Annotated in this window: 18 protein-coding genes, 1 tRNA gene and 3 pseudogenes; 14 read left to right on the top strand and 8 right to left on the bottom strand. The window is 46.7% G+C overall.

Annotated elements, in window-relative coordinates:
* Window positions 1-128: 128 nt before the first annotated feature.
* Window positions 129-2894 (bottom strand): heparinase II/III domain-containing protein, encoded by a 2766-nt coding sequence (locus GD630_RS03625; RefSeq protein ID WP_143868222.1) that lies wholly within the window; start codon window positions 2892-2894, stop codon window positions 129-131.
* 175 nt (window positions 2895-3069) lie between these two features.
* Window positions 3070-3157 (bottom strand) — tRNA-Ser (locus tag GD630_RS03620).
* A 389-nt stretch (window positions 3158-3546) separates the two neighbouring features.
* On the opposite strand from GD630_RS03620, the gene GD630_RS03615 reads away from it, so the two are divergent.
* The 14 genes from GD630_RS03615 to GD630_RS03555 all read left to right on the top strand — a co-directional run bounded on the left by GD630_RS03615 (window position 3547) and on the right by GD630_RS03555 (window position 14656).
* Window positions 3547-4161 (top strand): TetR/AcrR family transcriptional regulator, encoded by a 615-nt coding sequence (locus GD630_RS03615; protein ID WP_143868221.1) that lies wholly within the window; start codon window positions 3547-3549, stop codon window positions 4159-4161.
* Window positions 4162-4258: 97 nt separating this feature from the next.
* Window positions 4259-5365, top strand: coding sequence for a tyrosine-type recombinase/integrase (locus tag GD630_RS03610; protein WP_143868220.1), 1107 nt, complete (start codon window positions 4259-4261; stop codon window positions 5363-5365).
* Window positions 5366-5442: 77 nt separating this feature from the next.
* Window positions 5443-6099 (top strand): hypothetical protein, encoded by a 657-nt coding sequence (locus GD630_RS03605; protein ID WP_143868218.1) that lies wholly within the window; start codon window positions 5443-5445, stop codon window positions 6097-6099.
* A gap of 68 nt (window positions 6100-6167) precedes the next feature.
* The gene (locus GD630_RS03600; protein ID WP_143868217.1) at window positions 6168-6761 is read left to right on the top strand and encodes a leucine-rich repeat domain-containing protein; all 594 of its coding nucleotides are present in this window, start codon (window positions 6168-6170) and stop codon (window positions 6759-6761) included.
* 54 nt (window positions 6762-6815) lie between these two features.
* Window positions 6816-7238 (top strand): hypothetical protein, encoded by a 423-nt coding sequence (locus tag GD630_RS03595; protein ID WP_143868216.1) that lies wholly within the window; start codon window positions 6816-6818, stop codon window positions 7236-7238.
* 54 nt (window positions 7239-7292) lie between these two features.
* Window positions 7293-8015, top strand: a complete 723-nt coding sequence (locus GD630_RS03590) for a PoNe immunity protein domain-containing protein (protein WP_115472984.1) — start codon at window positions 7293-7295, stop codon at window positions 8013-8015.
* A gap of 9 nt (window positions 8016-8024) precedes the next feature.
* Window positions 8025-8546, top strand: a complete 522-nt coding sequence (locus GD630_RS03585) for a DUF7691 family protein (RefSeq protein ID WP_143868215.1) — start codon at window positions 8025-8027, stop codon at window positions 8544-8546.
* Between the two features lie 219 nt (window positions 8547-8765).
* Window positions 8766-8963: a hypothetical protein gene (locus tag GD630_RS21295; protein WP_032585707.1), complete on the top strand. Its 198-nt coding sequence runs from the start codon at window positions 8766-8768 to the stop codon at window positions 8961-8963.
* Window positions 8964-8975: 12 nt separating this feature from the next.
* The gene (locus GD630_RS03580; RefSeq protein WP_143868214.1) at window positions 8976-9422 is read left to right on the top strand and encodes a hypothetical protein; all 447 of its coding nucleotides are present in this window, start codon (window positions 8976-8978) and stop codon (window positions 9420-9422) included.
* 36 nt (window positions 9423-9458) lie between these two features.
* Window positions 9459-10301 carry a helix-turn-helix domain-containing protein gene (locus GD630_RS03575; protein ID WP_143868213.1) on the top strand — a complete coding sequence of 281 codons (843 nt, stop codon included), beginning with the start codon at window positions 9459-9461 and terminating at the stop codon, window positions 10299-10301.
* Window positions 10302-10332: 31 nt separating this feature from the next.
* Window positions 10333-11232 (top strand): RteC domain-containing protein, encoded by a 900-nt coding sequence (locus GD630_RS03570; protein WP_143868211.1) that lies wholly within the window; start codon window positions 10333-10335, stop codon window positions 11230-11232.
* Between the two features lie 36 nt (window positions 11233-11268).
* Complete coding sequence (locus GD630_RS03565; RefSeq protein ID WP_171028079.1) at window positions 11269-11697, top strand: helix-turn-helix domain-containing protein; 429 nt, start codon at window positions 11269-11271, stop codon at window positions 11695-11697.
* Entirely contained in the window at window positions 11660-13732 is a 2073-nt protein-coding gene (locus GD630_RS03560; RefSeq protein WP_143868210.1) for a bifunctional DNA primase/helicase, read from the top strand. Before GD630_RS03565 ends, GD630_RS03560 begins: the two co-directional genes overlap by 38 nt.
* Before the next feature lie 405 nt (window positions 13733-14137).
* Window positions 14138-14656, top strand: a complete 519-nt coding sequence (locus GD630_RS03555) for a dihydrofolate reductase family protein (RefSeq protein ID WP_143868209.1) — start codon at window positions 14138-14140, stop codon at window positions 14654-14656.
* A 97-nt stretch (window positions 14657-14753) separates the two neighbouring features.
* Here GD630_RS03555 and GD630_RS03550 read toward each other — a convergent pair whose 3' ends face one another.
* From GD630_RS03550 to GD630_RS03525, 6 genes and pseudogenes are all read right to left on the bottom strand, one after another.
* Window positions 14754-16841 carry a type IA DNA topoisomerase gene (locus GD630_RS03550; RefSeq protein ID WP_143868208.1) on the bottom strand — a complete coding sequence of 696 codons (2088 nt, stop codon included), beginning with the start codon at window positions 16839-16841 and terminating at the stop codon, window positions 14754-14756.
* A 26-nt stretch (window positions 16842-16867) separates the two neighbouring features.
* The gene (locus tag GD630_RS03545; RefSeq protein WP_143868207.1) at window positions 16868-18172 is read right to left on the bottom strand and encodes a DUF4099 domain-containing protein; all 1305 of its coding nucleotides are present in this window, start codon (window positions 18170-18172) and stop codon (window positions 16868-16870) included.
* A 298-nt stretch (window positions 18173-18470) separates the two neighbouring features.
* The gene (locus GD630_RS03540) at window positions 18471-19817 is read right to left on the bottom strand and encodes an RNA-binding domain-containing protein (protein ID WP_143868205.1); all 1347 of its coding nucleotides are present in this window, start codon (window positions 19815-19817) and stop codon (window positions 18471-18473) included.
* A gap of 125 nt (window positions 19818-19942) precedes the next feature.
* Window positions 19943-21034 (bottom strand): annotated as a pseudogene (locus tag GD630_RS03535) (TraM recognition domain-containing protein); the annotation flags it as partial.
* 121 nt (window positions 21035-21155) lie between these two features.
* Window positions 21156-22807: pseudogene (ltrA, locus tag GD630_RS03530) on the bottom strand (group II intron reverse transcriptase/maturase).
* A 639-nt stretch (window positions 22808-23446) separates the two neighbouring features.
* Window positions 23447-24367: pseudogene (locus GD630_RS03525) on the bottom strand (YWFCY domain-containing protein); the annotation flags it as partial.
* Window positions 24368-24379 lie beyond the last annotated feature (12 nt).

The following is a 24379-nucleotide window of genomic DNA, read 5'->3' as shown; positions in this document are numbered from 1 at the left end:
CTTCCGAATCAGACAAGAAGCCGCAAAATTAGAAAAAATATGGCATTCACAACGTTTGCCTACGTTTTTTTTATTTTTTATTGCAATATTTCCTTAGCAGTCTGCCAATACATTACAATATTATCAATCTATGGACAGGATATACATCTTTTTGTCTTCGGTGCAGCTTTCACTTTCATCTTCTTGCCGCCGATCACCACCGTGCAAGAAGCGGAAGACAAGATATACCATTTCCCTTGCTTCTGTTCGAGCAGAACATTGGCGGGAACAGAAGTACGGATACTGACTCCCGGTGCTATCAGTTGCGTTCCGTTGCCCATAAACAGCGTACGGTTATCTCCCGCATACCGGTTACTGATTACCGCATAATCCGCTTTTACTTTCATCCCTTGATAAGTAGCCGTCTGCGTAGCGTCGGAAAGCGAGAAGATATGATCTGTACGCCCATTCTTGCTTTTCACGCAGATTCCGGCAAAATCCGTCAGAGCAGTCTCCTCCGCATCAAAGTAGGACACAGCCTGAATGGCCGACGGTTCTTTCCGTGTACTCGGTTCATAAACAGCGACAAAAGGACGGTTCCAAGCCTCTCCATGCTGGCGGGCAACAAAAGTCAATGTGGGTTGCTCCTTTATATTATAAGGCATACCGGGTGTACGGCTCAACCCTTCGGTCATAGGCGACAGAGCCGTAAAGACTTCACGGTCCGGCTCTCCCTTCATCCAGAGATTCATGGATATATCATCGCCTCCCTTATCTTTCATATCAATGGTAAAGGTCGCTTTCACATCCTTGCCGGTAGCCGCCACTTTCTTATCATATAAATAAGAATAGGCATAAAGATGCGCACCGGCAAACGCCAGTTCCTCCGTAGGCTGCAGATTCAGATCCGTTCCGTCGGCAGCGGTCAATGTGAGCGTCTGCCCGAGATTATGATAAAAATAATCATGCATTTTGTCCCCTCCTTTTTCTTTCCGGCTGCGGAACACATCCACATAATACCCCGTTTCCGGAGCGGTGGTGACGATACTCATCATACGCGTCTGATCCGCCCTGCTTTCCGGTTCGCGGAAATAGAGGTTGCTGTATGTGACAGAGGTAAACTCCCCACCCGGTTCCGCCGAAGCCGGAAAACAGGAGAGCAACTCAAAAGAATGATTGCTTTTCATCACCGGATAACTCGATATTCCATCTACGCAAACCGTATTATGACTCGGAAACTGAGAATAATATTCCGCATAATCCAACCCGCTATACAGGAAAAGACCGATACCCGCATCGGGTCCCAGCACATATCCTTTTCCGTAAAGTTCCATAGAAATGCCGTTGGCGTGCATGTGGTTGCCCTCACTCCCATTCTGCGAAATCATCAGACTGCTGCGCGGATCCATACCATTTCGCTGCACCAGCCAAGAGACGTTAGGTGCATGGAACAAAGGAGAGACATATTCTTCTATCTTTCCCGCCTGCACCTCCGGATTCAGCGTCAGTGGCTTATCTTCAAAAAAAGAATTGACAGACACCCGCACATTCTTCTTTTCCGCTTTCTCATTTCCGGCACCGGGATTCAGGCATTTCAACAAGGCAGTGAAATAGTCTTCCTGCTCCTTCTTCCCGTTTGCCTGTGCATTCTGTATCATACGGACAAAGAAATTAGTGTTCAGATACCCCGGATGCGTATCTCCGAAACCGCAAATCATACGGTTGGGAAACAGATATTGAGGGGTTGTCGCTACCGCTTTCGACAATACAGGCATCGCCTTCACCAAATCATATTGCAGGTTATTGTCAAACTGATTCACGAAATTGGCATAATCATTAATCACCACACTGCTATATCCCGGACATTCCGCCCAGATACCCGTTTTAGAGTCAAAACCATATTCGGCAAGACGCGTCAAGCTCCATTGACGAATGCCGGAACGGTTCATCACATAGTCTATGTAATATTCCCGTCCTTTCCCGTCGGCATACGCCTTGTTGTCTTCCAGCACCAGCCCCACATTCATGATAAACCGTGCCTGCAACAAATCCCAGTTATTATGCGGCACTCCGTTCGCTATGATATTGTCCGCCCATTTCTTGAATGCTCCGGCGTAGATTTCCATCTTCTGCGGGTAGTTTGCTTTCAGATAATCATACAGGAAGTCGTATAGAGGGACAGCGATATGCAACGCATCTTCGTGGATCACTTCAAAGGAAGTCAGCCCCACCAGTGTCTGCTGATGACCGTGATTCAGATCAACCGGAACATTCCTGTAATAAATACCCGTCATATAAGTATCGAACACTCCGGCTGCCAACTTTGCAAATTTCTCCTCCTCCGTCATCCAATAGAGGAAAGCAGCATCACGGGCTATTCCCAATATCTCACAATTCAGACTTTCGATGTTACGTCCGGTTTTAGACGGATGCACACTCTCCATAGGACGGTCGGGAAGCGCATTATTACAGAATGTCACATTCCCGTTATCATCATCATCGTACGGCACAATATCCGCCAGTCGGGGACGACCGTGAGTAGCGGCAGTTCCACGTGTTCCCGTATAGCGCACGGTAGGATACGGAGCTTTCTCACCGCCCGCATGGTCGAAAGTTTCACCTTTTATATATACCTCAGTAGCATGGGATTTCCAATACATAGCCAGACGCGACAACAACCAATCCGGCCGGGTGGCCGTCAGATCGGTATATTTCTCCGTACGCTCTCTCAGCTTATCGAAAACATCCTTTGCCCATTCTTCGGTCTTAATCAAGTTCCACGTTTCCTGCTTCCCTTCCGGTGTAGTCAACACTCTCGGATGAGCCTGCGGCATACTCTCCGGCAAGGGAATTTCTTGTCCGGACGCACTATTGAGGAAAGATAGAAAACATAGTCCCAGTAAAATTCGTCTCATACTTCAATATCTTTTTTAGGTTTGCTACCTATTAAATACGAAGATAAACATTTATTTACCTAAAGTCCCCGCCAAAGACAGGTTTATTTTCCCAGTATCTCTATACAACACAAAAAAACGGCTCTCCTGACAAATCAAGACAGCCGTTTTCGTAATCAAAAAAATAATGAACATGCGGAGAGAACGAGATTCGAACTCGTGATACCCTTTAGGGGTATACACGCTTTCCAGGCGTGCCTCTTCAACCACTCGAGCACCTCTCCTTAGGGGGAAAATTCGCTTCCCTATAAAATAAAAAAGCAGCTAACCTGCTGCTTTTCAGCGGAGAGAGAGGGTTTTGAACCTACAACTCTAACCGCTTATATTTCAGCTACTTCGCTTTCAAAATTTCAAATAGGTAACGAAACAGTAACGATTTTCAGATGTTGGGCTTGTCCAACTTTGACCGCTGTTTGTCTGCCTAACTTTCGGGTTCAAAGATACGGCTTTCTTTTGAAACTCGCAAATATCTGATAATAAATATTTTGGGGTTAGTGCAAGGTGCAAGCTATATATATAAATATATACTTGCACCTTGCACTAAAAAAAGCACTGGGGTACAAATGGTTAAAACAAAATCCGTATCTTCGTAACCGATTAAAAACAAACGTGTATGATAATAACTAACCGTGAAGAAGTAATAGATAAAGCGTTCGGCGTATTTATCAGGATGAACTACGAGAAAGCAAGCATCATCACGCTTGCCAAAGCCTGCGGGGTGACAAAAACGGGTATCGTTTATTATTTTCCGCACAAGTTGGATTTATTTATGGCTGTGGCGGACAAATACGTGTTGCAGATGCACGAACCGGAAAACAAGTTTGCCGCTCCCGCCGCTACGTTGGCGGAGTTCATCGGGCAATACGTAGCGGGGGTAGCCGCTTCCATGAAAAGGATTGTTGAACTGATTGGCGATAATAGCAGCCCGCATGATTGTAGTCCTAACTTCTACTACTTTCACTTTCTGTCACAAGTGCGCATGTACTATCCGGGCATCAGGCAGAAAATTGAGAAAATCTACCGACAAGACTATGACCTATGGGAGAAAGTCATACAGAAAGCAAAAGAAAGCGGGGAAATCAGGAGTGACACGGACGTAAAGAAAACGGCTATCATGTTCCGGCAAATGTTTTTAGGACTGTCATACGAACAAGCATTTCTGAACGGTCTGAACGTGGACGAACTGGCAGAAAACTTTCGCCATATCTATTCGCTGCTTAAAGCCTGATAGAGTTTTGTTTTTTTAACTTCTATTATTTTTGAACGAGTGTTCAAAATATGATGTTTTTGTTTTATCTTTGGAGCATGAAGCAAAATTCAGCGACATGGATAAGGTTCAGAAACAAAGAGGAAGCATCGTGCTGCACAAAGACGCAAGGGACGGTGCGGACTACATACGGATAGAATATGCGAACAGTCAGGCTGTCGCCCTGCTGCTCGCCCAAGAAACGGGCATAGAAATGGCTGGCAACGGCTCTGCATACATAGCGTCAGCCGCTTTCAGCCTGCCGGATTTCTATGACCGCTATTCACCCCACGCCTATATTGATTACAGCCGGGTTTACGTGCGGCATCCCAAACCTAAAAGGGAATACACACTGCCCAAAGGCTACCTCGAACTGCTGGAACAGAAGCGTTACAGCCCCTCGACCGTCAAAACATACCGTGCCTATTTCAGCGACTTCATGGAATATCACAAGGGACGGAACATCGACCGCCTGAAAGTGCCGGACATCAACAAGTACATACTCTATCTTGTGAACGAGAAGAAAATCTCGGTGTCGCAACAGAATATGCGCATCAATGCTATCAAGTTCTATTATGAGCAGGTGAAAGGCGGCAAGCGACAATACTACGGCGGTATCACCCGTGCCAAAGAGTACAAGAGCCTGCCCGAAGTGTTGAGCAAGAATGAAATTAAGCGCATCCTTGCACAAATTTCCAACATCAAGCATCACTGCATGATTTCGTTGGTTTACTCTGCCGGACTTAGAAGAAGCGAATTGCTTAACCTCACCCCGCAAGACATCAACAGTGAAACAATGTCGGTTCGCATTATGGGCAAGGGGAAGAAATGCCGTTATTCGCTCCTTTCGCCCAAGTTGCTGGAAGAACTACGGCACTACTTTCGGGAATATCGTCCACAAAAATGGCTGTTTGAGGGCGAAACACCCGGAGAGCAATATTCGGCAAGTGCATTGGTGAAAGTACTGAAAGAAGCCGCACATCGTGCAGGCATCAAACACCGTGTACACGTACACATGCTGCGCCACTCCTTTGCCACACACTTGCTGGAACAGGGAACAGACCTGCACACAATACAAGAATTGCTGGGACACAACGACATCAAGACCACAACCATTTATCTTCATGTGTCAAGTACCCATAAAGCAAAAATCCCTAATCCTCTTGATACACTGGATAATTCGTGAGGTGCAGTTATAGATGTGTAGGAACGACACCATAAGGTGCGGTTATAAATAAATTATAAGCAATAGTACACCAAATTATGAACGAACAAGTACAAGAACATTTTAGCTGTGCTGATTGGCTCCTAATACCTGCATCCGTTAAAAAAGATGTTGCAGACATATTGGGGCTAACTCTTTTGTCTGATAATGAGCAGTGGGATAACAACCCAATACTTTGTACTACTTATGAAAATGCAGACAATTATCTTAATGACCTTTTAACAAGGGTTGATAAGATATTGATTTCATCATTCATTAACGGATATTATATCGTTGAAGGAAAATGTTTACGATATATTTACGAAACATTGGGTAAAAGGCTTTCGGCAAAATGTGGTGTCTATTACTTCTCGATAGATTTATGGGAATATCGTTACGCTTATGGCTATTATGAGAGTAGCCAAGAAAAGCGTTTCTATTGTGCCGAATTAGATGCTACCGGAAATCTACAAGAAGAAGATAGAGGATGTGTATTGAATTGTGAAAATGACGCAGAAAGCCATATTCCAAAGGTAAAGATTGAGGACGAGCAAGTTCCTAACTCTTGGTTTCTTCCTTTAGGGATAATGTTCAACTTAGGGATAACGGATGCAGAGATACAGCAAGGTCTTAGTAAACCATGTGGCATTTATATGCTGAGTAGCACAGATGCTAAAATGATAAAGAATTTAATAACAAAGAAATTTAGCTTATAACAAGGTCGAGATAACAGCTAAACGCTGTTCCTCACCAAACCATTATCGTTTATCTAAGAATATGTAAAATGGAAGTATTTGAACAACTGATAAATGACAAGAAATTGAAGACACTTCGATATGAAAAAGAAGATGTTGATTTCGCAAAGATTATCAATCCTGAAAAGATTGAATGCCTTGAGATTGCTTTTTGCAGGCTCACTTCATTGTTCGGAATTGCCTGTTTAAGCAATTTACGCCGAATTTCATTATATTATTGCCGATTTCTTCAAGATATATCAAATATTGGAAATTTGCAGATGCTTGAAAACATAACCCTTTATTGCTTACCTCAAGTAGAGGAACATTTTAACATCCCGAAATTGGCTAATTTAGTAGCTCTTAGCTATACAAAAGTAAATAGAATAGAAACAATTAGAGGAATTGAAGAACTTCCCAAACTTATATATTTAGGTCTAAGTCAAGTCAAAGTTAAAGACAATGATTATTCACCAATCCTACAAAGTAAATCTCTTGAAAGAGTCTTTTGGTGTGGCTCTCCATTCAAGGTTCCCGCTTTGAAAGAATTGCGGAAACTAAGACCAGATATTGTAATCGGTGGCAATTTATATAATGAAATATACTTTGCAAAGAAAAGTAAACAAACGATAACAAGTGAATGAACTGCCCTAACGGTCAGTTATTCACAACCCATTACCAACAAATAGCGTACATATATGAATGATGTAACAAAAGTAAGAATAGTATATGAATGTAGCATAATAGGTATTGTTTTGCTGACATTCTTAAAAGGTATGTTCCCTTACATGGGAACATGGTGGCGAGTAGCCCTTATTGCTTCACTTGTAGGACTTTGGTTTTCATTGTCTTACCTGAAACGGCATAATTATAAATGGGGGTTCAATTACATAGGAAACCATTTATATATTAACCTCTTATTGAAAGTACAGAAGTGGTTTCAGAACGCTACAATCATAGCCTTATTGATACCTGTATTCTTAAAAGACCTCTTGTATAATCAATATTGCTTTGTAGCATATATATTGCTTGTAGGTATGTTCTTAGGCGTGAAGCTGGCTACTTACACAGTAGAGTACGCTATATACAAAAGTAAATTCATTGGTAACAAGGAAAGATAACCCCTGAACGGTGTTCCTTTCCAAACCATTAACATCAAAAACAGTGTACCATATATGGAATTAAGAGATAAACTTTTTACGGAAGAACAGTATTTAAAGCAATTAGCGAAATATACAAATAAAATAAGTGGCTTAGAAAATGAAATTAGCCAATTTGTTAATAATAAAGTGGAGTTTGACGCTTCAATCTATTATGGTCGCTTAGTTGATTATAGGGTTAATTCTATTGTTACAAAGTACTCTATGGGAATAGGATTAGAATGTATTCAACAAGATTATCTTCAAACAATAAAAGCAATGCACGGGAGTTGGACACCCTACGGTGACTATTTAAAAATGCTATGGTTACTTTCGATAGGTATCATGCTGGAATATGATGATAATGTTATCCACGAACTCCTTATGCTTATAGATAAGAAAGAAGTCAAAGACCGTGTTTATGATGTTTTGCTAAATTACCGCTTCCCCGAACGGAAGAAATTGGCAGATTGTGTCTTTGACAATATACCTTATAGGGCAATATTAGAAGTGTCGGATTTGGCTAAAACAGATAAGACACAGGCAATAAAACGATTAGAGAAGTATCTAAAAAAAGAGTGGTATCGTGGACACTCCGATTATTATTGGTATAACGACCATAAATATGGTATTGTACATGACGGCTATTGGAGCTTTGAAAGCGGTGCATTGGTTAAGGTTTTGGGGCTGGATGATAGCTGTCTGAAAGGATTGCCCTATTATCCATACGATATGGTACATTGGAACGACATTAAATAAAGACAAGATATGAGTTACTCGGTTTATTCTTATTTGACTGATGCCGATAAGGTAAAATCCGTTTACGGGGCTTGTGATAATTTGCTGATAACCCAACTGAAAATTGCGTTAAAGCAGGAACTTGATAGTCTGAACTATTATTTTAGTGACAGTCTAAATACGGATAAAGATGCTTATGCGGTATTAGCAGACATTGTGAACGGGGAAATCCGTTATCCCGAAATTGCTTTCATGTATGGGTATATATATGAAAAGATTTGCAACCATTACGGGACACAAATCTACCGTGCGGAAAACCTTTGGCAACTGGATAGTCAAAGTACATTCATCCCTATTCCTTTGAGCGGTGATTTTCCCTATATCATCAGCATACCCGTTTCAGATTTGGAGAGCAAGCGGACGGAATACACCTCGCTGAAAGAGGGTAACGGTCTCGGAGATTATGACTATGAGCAGGAAATGGACGACCTGAATTTTATTTTCGATGAAGCCATTGAAGAGCAAAAAGACCTCGTGATTATGGTTTATTGATATGGTACACTGGTATGAGAATAAAATATGATGTTAACGAAGCGTGATAACGCCTACCAGTGTTCCACGCTATCCCATTATCGGTAATCCAAAATAAACAAATGTATGAAGATATATGATATAGATTGGCTGTTTTGGAGTATCGGCTTGGTAATTGGAATATTAATAATAGTATGTGGTTACTTTCTGCTTATCCAGCTTGAAAGCTAAAAAACAATTATGAGTAGCCTTGTCACAGTAAAGAGATTTGGAAAAGTTCTAATATGGGTATGGCACAGATATATAAAGAAAGCCGCCATTCCTTATGAAGAACTTGATTTCCATTATTCGGATTGGGTCTTTCTCTTGACAGGTCTTGTCTTTTTTGGAATTGTACCGGGTATCACCCTGCTTTATTTTGCATTTTGGAGAACATAATTTATCGAATATATGAGCAAAAGAATAGAAAAGACCGACAACTATTTTGAACGGGTGAAACAACGTGTCGACCGGACGAATTATAGGTATTACCTTTTTGACTACCTGTATTTCAAGGGAGAGGTTTGGGGCAGGAAGTGGGGACGGATGTCAGGCTTCACGCTGCTACTTGCGTATTGGTGGTGGTTGGTGGTTCTGCCCGGCGACATTCTTCTGCGCAACAGCGTATGGTCGCATTTACGTTTGGATTATTTTATCGCAATGTTTTTGTTTTTTTGCATATTCATCCTTGTCCGATACCGGAAAGCCCGTGTGTCGGCACTGATGAGCCACTACCGCCGCTCCAAACGTATTGGCACAGCGCAGTTATTTTTCCTCTACCTGCTACCCGTTGCGCTTTTCTTCTTGGAAGCATGGCTGTTCGACAAATGGGGCTGGGCGGATGGCTGGAAGTGGTAACGAATCGTATAATCATTCATATAGAAAACATCAGATATGGAACACCGGATTACATCACTGCTGCTATCCGCTCCCGAAGCGGGGCTGGAAGCGTCCTGCAAGGAGTTGGACAAGAAAGTAACGTGGCTGCTGCACAACAGCTGGAAAATGGACAACTACTTGGAACTTGAACCGTTCAGCAAAGACGGGCGGCTGTGCGGCTGCGTGTGCCACACGCTCCGAAGCCTGCCGGAAACGCCGACACTGGCGGCATATAAGGACTACAAGGCAATCATCATCCTGCTGGGAATGTCCACCACCCATTACGCCATACTGGACGAACTGGCGGAACAGCACCGTAAACGGGACGACATACCCGAACTGACCGCCTACTGCGATGCGCTCCACTGGATGCGACCGGGGCGGCAGTACCTATGCAACGTGTACAACACCGTGTGCCACGCTTTTCACCTATTACGAAGAAACCCGGTCAAGGACAACCGACTGCGGGTGACGGAAAAGGAACTGCGCCACGCCGAACGGATGCTACCCGAACTGGGCAGGCAGACTTTCATCGAAATGGTGCGTATGAAAGGCTACATGGTATATGATGCCGAGGAACTAGCGGAAAAATGCGGCATGGAATACGGCTCGTTCCGGCGGAAGGTAAAACAAATGACAGGGTACACCCCAAAGCAATGGGTAATCAAAGAGCGGGCAAAGGACGTGGAACACTATCTGACAAATACGAACCTCACGCTTACAGAAGTGGCGTTCACCACCGGGTTTGCATCGGCATCGAACTTGAATGATTTCTGCAAGACTTACCTCTTGGACACGCCGGGCGAGATACGCAAAAAAGCAAAGGAAACAAAAAAATGCACAGTTATAGGAATGTAATGTGCAATATCAAGAATAAAACAGATTTTTAATGCCCATAACTTTGTGCTTCAAAAAAAGGCACAAAGTTATGGGACATCATATAAAACTGGAAACATACTTTGCCGGACTGCTGCAAAAAGTAGAATGGCAGATACAGGAATACGAGGACACTGCAATGGACACGCTGACACTGTGCCGCCTGTGCGTGGACTACCTGCAAGAGATACTGAGCGAACTCAAAGCCTTTATTGTCTCCTACCCGTTTGCCAGCCCGGAAGAAGAAATACATTTCTTCAAGGAACTAAAGCCGCTGATAGCGAGCAAAATCATCTATTACAACTCTGTTTACAAGATTGAGGTGCGTTTTCCCAGCGGTAGTGAGGAAGTGCAAAGGGACTACCTGCTGTCGGAAACCGACCGGATTTCAAAGTCGTTCCAGCGGAACTTGGCGTTCTACCAGTACCACCGCACGAAAGCCACTTACTTGGACGGGCAGTATTTCATGCGTGGAAAGCCTGACATGCAAATCATTGTGGACAGTTTCTATTACGAGACAGACCCACAGTTCAGCACCAGTTACGATTTCAAGGTAGCCAAGATTTTAGCCAACGAACTGCTGGAAATATACCTCACCAACCGCCTGCACGAACTGGAACGCCGGGAACAGCGCAAACAGGTGAAGAACGGCTTCATGGGTAAGATACTGCACTGGACTGGGACAAAACGGGCGTTGGTGGAACTTATCTACGCTTTGGACGCCTGCGGCTGTCTGAACAAGGGAACGGTTGATATAAAGGAGATTGTAGGCTATTTTGAGTATGTGTTCGACATAGACCTCGGCGACTTCTACCACACCTACATGGAACTCAAAGCCAAGACCAAAGACCGAACGGGCTTCCTCTCCACCCTGAAAGACAGGCTGCTGATGCGCATGAGGGAGCAGGATTAGGACAGGCGCACTTTAACAAAATTTATTTCGCCACAGGTGGGTACATCTGTGGCGTTTTATTTTTCAGGACACCCGAACTTTGCAGCGAATCAATCAGTTACCATTATGGAAATAATAACATTCGAGTCCAAAGCCTATAAGGAATTGGACAACAAGATTACCGCTATTGCCGATTACATCTTCAATCATGCGGAAATGGCAAAGCAAAGTGAAGAAGATATGTGGGTGGACAGCTACGAGGTCTGCACGTTTCTGAAAATAAGCGAAAAGACCCTGCAACGCCTGCGGGTGTCGGGTACTATCGCCTATTCCAACATCAGGGGACGCTATTTCTACAAGGTCAGCGAGATACGCCGGATGCTGGAAGAACGCCTGATAAGGAGCAACAAAGAGAACATCGACAACCTGATAACCAACCACCAACTGTATGCTAAGGAAAGAGGAAATCTTAGAAAGAACAAGTAACGGGCTGGCGATATTCAAACACTACCTGCCCGGAAACTGGCGCATAGGTCGCAACTTCCTTAACCCGCTGTACGAGGACAGCAAGGCTTCCTGCAACATCTACTTCGACCGCCGGAGCAGCATCTACAAGATGAAAGACTTCGGCAACGACAGTTACAGCGGCGACTGTTTCTTCCTCGTGGGGCAGTTAAAGGGGCTGGACTGCAACCGGGCGGCTGACTTCGTGGAGATACTGGAAATCATCGACCGGGATTTAGGCTTGGGGCTGGCTTCCGGCACTCCTGTTTCCATTCCTCCGGCAACCGTCCACCGGACAGTATCGGGCAAAACCGAAGAAACACCCGAAAAGCCCGTCAAGCCCTACCAGTTCCGGGAACAGAAGTTCCCGCTTGCCGAACTGGTGTACTGGCAACAGTACGGCATCACGCCCGAACTGCTGGAACGTTACAAGGTCTGTTCGCTCCGGGAGTATCACAGCGAAACGGCAGAGGGCAAACCGTACACCTACACTTCATCGGTGGCAGAACCCATGTACGGCTACAAGGGCAAACAGCACATCAAGCTGTACCGCCCGTTCTCCACGCCCCGCTTCCTCTATGGCGGCAGCTTCGGCGAAAACTACTGCTTCGGGCTGGAGCAACTGCCAGCAAAAGGCGACACGCTCTTCATCACAGGCGGCGAGAAAGACGTGCTTTCGCTGGCGGCACACGGTTTTCTCGCTATCTGCTTCAACAGCGAAACGGTGACTATACCGCCCACGCTGGTATATCGGCTGACGTTCCGATTCAAGCACATCGTCCTGCTCTTTGACATGGACAAGACGGGCAGGGAAAGTTCATGCAAGCAGGAAAAACTGTTGGAAGAATTTGGAGTGAAACGCCTGCTCCTGCCGCTTCCGGGTACGAAAGAGGAAAAGGACATTTCCGACTACTTCAAAGCCGGGAACACCCGTGAAGATTTCCTGAAACTGTTTATCGAATTTTTAGACAACCTGTATAGCGACACATTGATTATGCTAAAATCGTGCGAGATAGATTTCAACAACCCGCCCGCCAAAGCGCAAGAGATTATTTCGGCGGGTGACGTTCCGTTAGGAACACAAGGCAACCTGTTCGGCATTACCGGGGGCGAGGGAACGGGCAAGAGCAATTATGTAGCCGCAATCGTGGCGGGCTGCATCTGCCCGGCTGGTACGGACATAGATACGCTGGGCATACAGATAACCGCCAACGGCAGGCACAAGGCGGTCTTGCTCTATGACACAGAACAGTCGGAAGTGCAACTGTTCAAGAATGTAAGCAACCTGCTGGCACGAGCCAAACAGCCGGACAAACCCGATGAACTGAAAGCGTTCTGCCTGACGGGTATGTCACGCAAAGAACGCCTGAACGCCATTGTGCAGAGCATGGATAAGTTCTACTACCAGTACGGCGGCATCCAGTTGGTCGTCATTGACGGCATCGCCGACCTCGTAAAGAGTGCCAACGATGAAGCGGAAAGCGTGGCGGTGATAGATGAACTCTATCGGCTGGCGGGCATCTATAACACGTGTATTCTTTGTGTGCTGCACTTCGTTCCTAACGGATTAAAGTTACGTGGGCATTTGGGTAGCGAATTGCAACGCAAGGCGGCTACTATCCTTTCAATAGAGAAAGACGAAGAACCCACGCAGTCGGTGGTAAAAGCCTTGAAAGTGCGTGACGGTAGTCCGCTGGACGTTCCGCTGATGCTCTTTGCGTGGGACAAGAAAGCCGGGATGCACGTGTACAAAGGGGAAAAGCCCCGTGAGGAAAAGGAGAAGCGCAAGGAAAGGGAACTGGTGAATGTCGCACGTGACATCTTCGGGCGGCAGACACGCATCACCTACATAGACCTTTGCGAGCAGTTGCAGCAGGTCTTGGACATCAAGGAGCGCACCGCAAAGAGCTATATCCGCTTCATGCGGGAAAGGGACATCATCACCAAAGACACGGCGAACCAAAGTTGTTTTGTCATCGGTTCATATAATCTTCAAAGGAACGCAAGCTGCCCGTAGGCGTATGGGCTGAACTTGTGTATTTTTAGGTGCTTGTGTCCTGCCCTGTTGTGAAACACGGCAGGATTTTTTCTGTTTGCACGTGAAAATTCAGGGTATTTGCTTAACTTTGCAGAAGTTACACGAAAAGTAACGGCAGTTGAACGGCGGTTGCCGGAATATTGCCTTTATATATAACATATACGTTCGCCGAACGTCCCAAAGTAGAAAACTGGCACTTTTCAAAATGTGGGGATATTCAGCGCAGGATATGCTATGCGTTTGTCATAGCGTGGCTGCACTGTTTCCACATTTGGGTATGCCAGTACCTCTACTTTGAAACAGCGTCATGCCACGCTTTCTTTTTGGGGTGGCGGCTAACGTGCCAAGACAGTAGGGATTTATATCACTTTAATACCTGACAATATGGAACAAATCAAAGCGCACATCGCCGTATCGCTGGACGGGCATACCGCCACGCCGGACTATGAACTGGACTGGATGCCCCGTGAGGTCAAGGAACTGGCGGCAAGGGAATACGCCGCCGCAAGCTGCTTGCTTATGGGGGCGAACACCTACAATTACATCTTTGAACACTGGGGCGGGTGGCCGCACAAAAGCAAGCGGTCTTTTGTGGTATCACACTACGATACCAACATGACACCGGACTGCGGCGTGGAGTTCCTGACCGAAGAACCGCTGCAAAGGGTCTATGAACTGAAACAGGAAAATGACATACAGGTGGTGGGCGGCGGCAAGCTGCTTACTTCGCTGATAAAAGCCGGACTGTTGGATAGCCTGACTATCTACACTGTCCCCGTCATGGTGGGCAAGGGTATCGGTTTCATCGGGGAAACATTAGGCTCGGAATGGAAACTGTCGGAAAGCAGGGTGCTGGATAACGGGGTGGTCTGTTCGACCTACCTGTTTGGCGGGAGCGTATAAAAAATGCGCCCGGTTTCCCTCCGGGCGCAACCACTAAAATTTCAATTATCATAAGTGGCAAAACCTATCACAATGAAATTTCAGCGGTAAAGATAGGCTATTTCTTCGTTTTTTCTTTCTTTTCGGGAAATGAAAAGGCGACATTGAACTGTTCGTCCAGCATCAGCGAAGCATCGAAAGCCTTGCCGTTCTTGCCCTTGAAGCCCTTGATTAGCCCGGTCTTGCGTTTCGTCACCAGCTCGACAATCTGTTTGTCGGAAAGCTGCTTGTCGCACTTGTTGCGGAATATGGTAAGCGTACAGTCCACGTTGGAACACTTCGCCACTTTCGGGTAGAACAGGATGCGCCCGTTATTGCATTTGGGGCAGGGACAGGTTTCACTGCCCGCAACAGATAATTGTACCGAAAGCAGTTCCGCCGTGATTTGGGCGGCGTACACCTCGATACCCTTTCGGAACGTGTCGGCATCCATGTTTCCCGCTTCTATCTTGGAAAGGGCGGTTTCCCACATACCCGTCATTTCGACATCGGCAATCTTCTTGTCCTTGACAATCCTGTAAACGGCAAGCCCCTTGTCGGTGGGTACAAGGTTCTTCTTATCACGCACGATGTATTGGCGGGTGAACAGCGTTTCGATAATCGCCGCACGGGTGGCGGGTGTACCTATCCCGGCATCTTTCAAGCTGGCTTTCAGTTCGGCATCCTCCAGTTCCTTGCCTGCGTTTTCCATTGCGGCAAGCAGGCTGCTTTCCGTGTGCAGCGGTTTCGGCTTGGTCTGTTTCTCCAACAGTTCCACGTTGGAAATAGGCAGGTTTTCGCCCTTTTGGAGTGGCGGCAGGCTGGCGGTTTCTTCATCCTCTCCCGTTTCCTGCTCGCTGAATACGGCACGCCACCCGGCTTCTTTCATCACCGACCCTTTCACCGTGAAGTCGGTATCTCCGGCAGACAGCACAGCGGTGGTTACGTCTTTCACGCTCCTGCCCGAAAAGGCTTCCAGCATACGCCCGGCTACCAGTTCGTAAACCGCCCGTTCGTCTTTGGAGAGTTCACCGGGCAGGTTTTCAGTCACGATTAAGGCGTGGTGGTCGGTCACTTTGCCGTCATTCACGCTACGGCGGTTCAGCGTTACGCCGTTCAATCCGGCGGCATATCCGGCAAAGCGGGGGTACTGCCCCAGCATGGCGACACGTTCCGGCATTTCATCGAAAACGTCCTCCGGGATATAGCGGCTCCCGGTTCGGGGGTATGACATCACTTTCTTTTCGTACAGGCTTTGCGCTATGGAAAGGGTCTTGTCCGCCGAAAAGTTCAGTTTCGTGTTCGCTTCCTTTTGCAGCGTGGTAAGGTCATACAAAAGGGGCGGTTCTTGGCTGGTTTCTTTCCTTTCAACGGACTTCACCGCAAGCTGCCCGGTATCCTTTACCCGTTGCAGGGCGGCTATGGCTTCGGGCTGCTGCTCCCACTTGGCGGTAGATTGGGCGGTGAAACTGATTCTACCGCTGGCGGTATCGGCTTTGAGTTGCCAAAATTTGGCGGGTACGAAATTCTTGTTTTCCAAATAGCGGTTGCATATCATCACGAGCGTGGGTGTCTGCACCCTACCCAATGAGAATACGCCCTGCCCGGCTGCCACGCTCAACGCTTGGGTGGCGTTTATGCCTATCAGCCAGTCCGCTTCGCTGCGGGACTTGGCAGAGAGGTAGAGGTTATCGTAACACCCGCCCGGCTGCAAGTTGTCCAGCCCCTCACGGATTGCCTTGTCGGTAAGGCTGCTTATCCACAGGCGGACAAAGGGCTTGGTACAGCCTAAATAGTTATAGATATAGCGGTGTATCAATTCGCCCTCACGCCCGGCATCGGTGGCGACAATAATCTTGTCGCACTGCTCGAATACCTCTTTAATCACTTTCAACTGTTTCAACACGCCGGGGTCTGCCTTGTAGCCTTTCTCGGCTTTCACCTGACGGGGGATTAGCTGGAAATCGGGCGGCAGTATGGGCAGGCTCTCCCTGCGGAAGTTCGCCACGCCGTAGGCTTCCGGCATGGCAAGCTGGATTAAGTGGCCGAACGCCCATGTCACCATATACCCGTTGCCGGAAAGATAACCGTCATTCTTCTGTGTCGCTCCGATGATGCGGGCGATGTCTTTTGCCACGCTGGGCTTCTCTGCTATCAATGCAATCATAATTCTTTACTTTTTAAGGGTGGGTACTACATTTTCATTCCTTTGGACTTCTTGGGCTTGTCCGCTTTCAGGCTCTTGTCTTGCGCCTTGTCCTGCTTCTCTTTCTGCTTGGCGGTAGGCTTTTGCTGCCCCTGTTTCAACGGCTCTTTGCCCTGCTTGGTGGCTTCGTTGGTCTTGCCCTCTGTATTGACCGCTACCTGTGTCCGGCTCTCGGCGGCGGGGGTAACGTCTTTCGGCTGCACCTTGTCGGGTGATTTGCCTTGTGCGCCGGACTGCACATGACCGTTGAACTCAACGCCCTGCCCGTCCTTTAGTCCGGCTACTTGCTGCTGTCCCTGCTGCAAGAACTGGACGGCGGCACGGGGCAGGAACTCCAAGCCACGCTCTACCGCACTGACCTGCAAATAGGCACTGCGCCGTGTGCCGTCCCTGAATTGCAGGTTTTCCATTTTGACCGCTTGCCCGGCTTCAAAGGCGGCTTTCTGTTCCGGGCTTACTTTCACGTTACAGATTGTATCGGGGCATTTCCACTTGTCTGCCCGCATGTATTCCAGTTCGTGCGTGTACCTGTCCCGGCTGACGAACACGGGAATTTGTTCGCCGCTTTTCGGGTCTTTGATTTGTGCGATGCCGCCCAAGTTGCCAGTACCCTGCAAGTTGCCCTGTTCCTGCTTGGTGAAGTCGTGTTCATGGAACGGGCGTTGCAACAGTTTCTCGTCCTGCTGCACGCCGTGCAGCTTAGGTACTACCGTACCGTCCTTAGCCTGATAGAAAGAGAGCTTGACATCGGTAGGTTTGAGATAGAAGCCACCCACCGTCCCCGAAACGGTGTAGGTGTTGCGGGACTTGTAGCCACGCATCACCCGGTCGAAGTCCCTCGTGTTTTTCAGGGTGTCGGCGGTGATGCCGACTTTTTTCAGGTTCTCCCAGTCGATTTTTGCCGGGTCGAAGCGGTAGCCCTGCTTGAACTCGTGGAAGTCGGGCTTCGGAACTCGAAGCATTTCAGCCCGCTTGTTGCCCTCCGGTGTAGGGTTGCGGTGGTTGTCCTCGATTGCCTTTACGTGTAGCTCCACCTCGGAAGCCCTGACACTGAAAAGTTCCAGCCCGGAAGTGTCCTGGAACTTGCGGAAGAAATTGGAAATGAAGTTGCTGAACACATCGCTGTTCTTGTCCACCTGCATGAACTCGCCGCCGTGTGTCGGCGGCACGGTCTGCAAATTGCCCTCCTTGTCGATACCCTTAACGGCACTCACCTTGCACTGCTGTTTATCCAAGACCAGCAGCACGTCTTTCTCCTGCCCCTCTGCGGGCAGGGTCATTCTGTTTGCCATAAATAATTGAAATTTTAGCGGTTACGGGAATAGTCCCGCCCAAAGGTAGCGACTAAATATGCTATATTTGGACGGGCGGCAAGGGCTGTCCGAATTTGTCCTGCGCTGTCCCGATTTGTCCGGGTAGGATAAATTACTGCAATTAATGGTTGCAGAATTGGAAACGGGCATAAAAAAAAGAGAGCGAAGTTAATCACTCTCTTTAGATGAGCCATTTGTGAAACGTTTATGAAGCGTTTGTGATTTTAGCAAACGCCTTATAATAAGCTATATATAAAAATCAAAGCTAAAAAACAGCTTATTTTTGGAGCGTTTGTGAAGCGTTTGGTAAACCTTTGATTGTATAATATGTGTTTTTGCCAGTAACGCCCTGCATTTCCAACCACGTTTCCATTTGTTGCAACAAACGGTAAGCGGTGGTTCTATTGGTATTCAATATTCTTTGAACGTCCGAATTGGTAACACTTCCATTTTGGGCTGCATATTCGATAATAGGTATAAACCTTTCATCTGCCCGCTGCGCCAATAGCTGCGAACGTATATCGGTATAATAGGTAATCATCAGACCGCTTAACATTTCAAGTTTGGGCGGCAACAGCTTGTATGCGCTGACCGCTTCCAAAATACGCTTGTAACCACGTCCCCAGCTTTCAATGTCCCCGCTTCTGAAAAAGGCGTTGGCGATTAGCGGATTATAGGGAGTGGACGGGTGACTTTCAAAAAGTTTCTCGGTTGTCCAGTTCTCCGGCAACTGTCCGGCGTTCCAAAAAGTGATGTGGTCGGGGAACACGCTAATCTGAATGGGTACGGCACTGGCATAGTCTTTATGTGCCACACAATTCATCAGTGACTCCCTGACAGCTTCCACCGGGAACTGCGGTGTTTCACGCCGGGAAATACCCTCGTATGAAATGCGGTAAATCAAGTATTTGGTCTTTATCAAGTCCATTGCCTTATCCACCTGTTCCATTAAAGAGCCGTGAACCTCGTCCTGAAACTCCAAGTTACCTTTATCGTCCCGGAAGAAACCTATCTTGATGTATGCCCCGGTCACAAAGCGTTCCGGGTCGGAGTGGAACAACAGCAAGGCGGCACGGGTCGGGCATTTGGTTTGGGCATCTATCAGCCGCAAATCGTGCAACAGGTTTTCGGCTGTATCTTTCAACACATCTTCATCCACACGTCCGCTTCTCGCCGCTTCCTTGCGGAAACGGTCTAATGCACTGGTGGAAAGTTCCTCTATACCTGCCCACTCTACGGGAAATTCATCCCAATGCCTGCCAGTACGTTGCAGGATAAAGCGATTCAACGCCGCACCTTTCAACTCCTGCTTCGTGCTGCCACTACGGTAATGGTACTGCCCCTTGTAATTGATAGGATTTGAGTAAGGCGGCACGTCAATCTCGACATATTTCAGTCCGTTTTCTTCCAGCAGGTTCACGTCCACGATGATACCCAGCACGTCACGCACTTTGTTCGGTATGTCTTCCAGCAGTTTGTCGGCATCGGCAACGCCGACTACCTTACCGTTGTCATTCATACCTATATATATTTTGCCGCCTGTGGCATTGGCAAAGCCGCATATCCATTTCAGATACTCGTCACGCCAGCTTTCTTTCCATTCTATATTTTGGTTTTCATTCATAATCATTTCGTTGTCTGCAAAAATACATAAAAGTCTCCGGATTTTTACACCGGCAAGATAAAGAATCTGTTTTTTTCTTTAGAGGAAAATTAGTAAAAATCCTATGTATCAGGAAAGAATATCGGTTATTCTTCCTCTTTTATCAGGTGGCATAGCTCCGGGTCGTTCTTAATCCGGGTTATCTCGTCCTCAACTATCTGCCGGACTTCCTGCCGGATGCGGTCGTAGTTGGCTTGTATCTCTTCCTGCATCCGGTCGTTTCCGTCCTTGTCGGTGAAGTCAATTATCTGCGGCAACTTCACGTAGCGGGCGGTTTCCCACTTCACCTTTTCATTGTCCACCACGATTTCACAGTGGAAAATCTTCTGCTCTATCCGTTCATCGAAGTTGTCCGCTACCGCCCCCACGAACATGCCTTGCGTGAGGTTGGATATTTTACTGGCGGGTATCAGGCTGTCCATTTGGGTGCTTATCGAGGTGGACTTCTCCCGCTGGTTGATTGTCATGCTCTGCCGTTTCTGCAACACCTTTCCGAAACGCTCCGACAGTATTTTCGCCGTTTCACCGACTACCTGACCGCTAAACACGTTACCCACAGTATTTTGGATTACTTTGCTTTCCTTGTCCCCGTAGTCACGGGTAAGCTGGCTGTAATCCTGAAAGCCCAGCAGAACCGCAACCTTGTTACTTCGGGCGGTTGCAATCAGATTGTCAAGCCCACGAAAATATATGGTCGGTAGTTCATCTATTATCACCGAACTTTTAAGCTGACCTTTCTTGTTTATCAGCTTCACTATTCTGCTGTTGTATAATCCCAGTGCCGCCGAATAGATGTTCTGACGGTCGGGGTTGTTGCCGACAACCAAGATTTTAGGCTCTGCCGGGTTGTTGATGTCCAGTGAAAAATCATCGCCAGTCATTACCCAATAGAGTGCCGGGCTTATCATCCTTGAAAGCGGGATTTTCGCACTCGCTATCTGACCCTGCAACTGCTCTTGGGCATCTGATTCCCAAGCATCCACGAATGGGGAAAGGTAGTTTTCCAGTTCGGGATAGCTGCGCAAAATCGTGAACACATCGGCGTATTTCTTGTTCAACAGTTCTATGGCATGAGGGAACGTACAATATCTACCGCCCTGATAAATGCGCAAGTACCAAATTATAGCCGCCAAAAGAATAATCGGACTTTCCACGAAAAAGTCACCCTGCTTGCTTATATCGGGTAAGTCAAGGGCATTGCTGCCCCCTTCTCCCCTAAGAACCGTACATGAGAGTTTCCCCTCATACGGCTCAAGCAACTCAATATTTCTATTTGTTGTTAGAAATCGGCTCATACTTTCAACATTTTCGTTTATTTCGCTTGTAGCAGTTGTTGTGGACAAGTTGCCGTACAATCGAACCACCAACAGATATTTCGTTGACGTTCCATGCTTTTGTACAATCTATTTCCTTGCCACATAACGGACAAATCCGGTTCTGCTTGTTCCATAAATATAAGAGAGACTTACGTCCCTTGAGAGATTCCAGCATTTGTTGCTCCTTTCGCTGAAAGAAATAATCATCGTATTCCGGGTCGAAAGGGTTTGCCTCACCTTTGATTTGCTTGTACGGGGTATAATGTATATCCGACAACCTTTTAAGGGTCAGGTAGTTCACTTTCTTGCTCTTGGTTTCATATTTCCATGCAAACGTCCATTTACGCCCCGAATTTCATGCCAATATTTGTCTGCAACCCAAGACTTGCGTTTCTTTGGATGGCGACGTAAAGCCCATTTCTTCGTGAGATTGTAAATGTGATTGTCACAACCATGAAAAGCATCGGTTGATGCACCATATCGGTAATAGTTGCCCCAACCTGTGATTACAGGATTAAGCATTCGTATCAGCGATTCCTGCTTACACATTTTATGTCCTTTAACGATGTCACCGATTTTTGCCCTGAAGCGTTTCTGTGCATCTTTGGACGGGGATGTGTATAGCCTTTTGCCAAACTTCCTCACATTGAAACCTAAGAAATCAAAACCGTCGTATATGTTCGTAATGGTAGTTTTCTCTTCGGATAAGGTCAGCCCTCTTTCTTTGAGAAATTCTATCACGATAGGTTTGACTTCGTTTTCCAATAGCTCCTTATCTCGACCTGTGATTATAAAGTCATCCGCATAACGAATAAGGTTTACCTTGTAGTGGAATGTCTTATTGTTGCGCCATAATCTTTTGAATCTTTCAGCCAAGAGTGGTTGAAGTCCGTCAAGTGCTATATTTGCAAGTGTCGGTGATATGATACCTCCTTGTGGTGTACCCTCTTCTGTCGGAAATAGTTTGCCATTGAATACAGCTCCACATTTCAGCCATTTTCTGAGTATCGTCTTATCCATAGGGATATGATTAAGAAGCCAGTCGTGGCTGATATGGTCGAAGCAGCCTTTAATGTCTCCCTCCAAAATCCATTCGGGGGAATGCTGGCGGTTTAGAACCGTATCAATCTGACGGATAGCGTCCATTGTCCTGCGTTTCTTGCGGAAACCATAAGAAAAGCGGTCGCCTGTCGTTTCGGCTATCGGTTCCAATGCCATGAGATATAATGCCTGCATCGCCCTGTCTTTCATTGTCGGTATTCCCAACGGTCGGAGTTTACCGTTCTTTTTCTTGATGTGAACCCTACGAAGCGGCTGCGGATTGTAACCACGACGTTTCAGTTCACCGATTGCTTTGTACTTGCGCTTGGGAGAATCCCAAAGCTGTTTATCTACTCCAGACGTTTTCTTCCCTTTGTTGGAAGTAACCCTCTTTACCGCCAATGCCTTGGCGTAAAAAGAGTGGGTCAGCATCCACTGCAAGGCTTTCACCTTGTTATGTCTGCCTTCCTTTTGAGCCTTTACAATACGCGCTTGTAGCTTTCGGACATAGGCTTCACACTTGGACCAGTCCATGCCGTCCCAAGTTAGATTCCTGCTGTCAGCAGGCGCACACGATGTTTTAGTTTCGTTCATTTGCTTTCCTCCTTTTGAAAGTTCTAAAAGTTATCTTGTAAAGAGTTACCATATACGGAAGTCTGCCCACTTTCGTGTCGGATGATGTCACCAATAACAACCCGTGATGTTGATTCAATCCGTATCCACCCCATTACAGGGTGGCATTCGCTTTTTCCGTTATCTCATACCTGCACCCCATTCGGCTTGCCTTGCGGTTCGCTTACTCGCATTCTTACGAGAGAGATACAGGCTTGCCCTGTTCCACGTAATTGACAAACGGATAGTTTAGGTTCTGCCAAGTCCGCCGGCAGTGCTGTGTCCGTGTAACCCCAACATGGGCAAGGGTTATCCGACTGCTTACCTTTTGGTGAGAGCTAAAGTATCTTGCGCTCCTTCAAACCTTACGACGGCTAAAGTCAGTTCACTTACGTTAACCATGCTATCCAGCCTCGCCACTCAACGGTATGATACTAACCGTCCTTGACATTCCCTCACGGTTCAGTCTTGTCCTTTCGGAAAGTGTACTTTGTCCTATAAGCTTGGCACAACCCATCACTGGAGATGCACCTTATAGTAGGCTACCGCTGACGGAACAGCGGGTTAAATCATGCAATTAATATCACTGTCTAACAATCAATTACGTGACTTTACAGGTCACACCCAAGAGCGGTTCAAGTTGAGCATAATCGTGTAGCTGGCTTCGTAGGCATCCGCAATGTCTGACATGAAGCTGGCATTTATCGGGTTGCATCGGTGGCTCTTGCGTGGGTCGTCAAAATTGATAATGTAAAACCTCGGTTTTACCTTGTAACCGTCCAAGTGATTAAGTAGGTGATTGTAAGCAATTTCCGAAAGGTCGGGAAACTTGTAATCATAACAATAGAGTGCGAAACCTTTCTCGATTTGCTGTTTTATGTAATTATTTACCACCGCATAGGATTTCCCGCTGCCCGGAGTTCCTAACACGATGCTCGCACGAAAAACATTTACAACGTTAATATAGCCGTTGTTCCATTTCTTTTTATAGTAGAACCGGGTAGGCAAATTTACGGAATACTCGTTTTCGATAAGCCTTGTTTCCTGCATGAAACTTTCGTTCTCGGTATTAAAGACATCATCCATTAAATTGTTTTTCAATAATCGGGACATCCACGTACCTGCCATAAGCATACAGATGTAACCTGCCGACAGCGTGGCGATATAAAATACCGTACCTGCCGTGTGTGGCAGGGGAAGTTTCAGCAGCCACCAGTTCAGGAAAAACAGCACCACACCCGCCGCAAGGCTGCAATGTATCTTCGTCCATGTTATCTTTTCCTCTTTCACGCCCTTAGTGCCGATACACGACAGGGCGAGGAACACCACCGAAAATAGTTTTGTCCATAAGATAGACGAGAACAGCCCGGTAGTGCGCTGGAAGTTCCACAGTATCTTGTCTATCACTTCAAAGGTCATTCCCCACTCTTTCAGGGTGGAGTAACAGAACCAGTACACGTTTATTCCCACGAATAAAATACTGACAGCCCGCATAAAGTCCATGACCCTTGCAAGCCCTCTCAAATCATCCTCTTGCTGCATAATTGTATGTTT

It is taken from the genome of Bacteroides zhangwenhongii, from assembly GCF_009193325.2.
GTDB lineage: Bacteria > Bacteroidota > Bacteroidia > Bacteroidales > Bacteroidaceae > Bacteroides > Bacteroides zhangwenhongii.
Note: the sequence above shows the minus strand (reverse complement) of the source record. Positions and strands in the feature narration are given on the sequence as shown.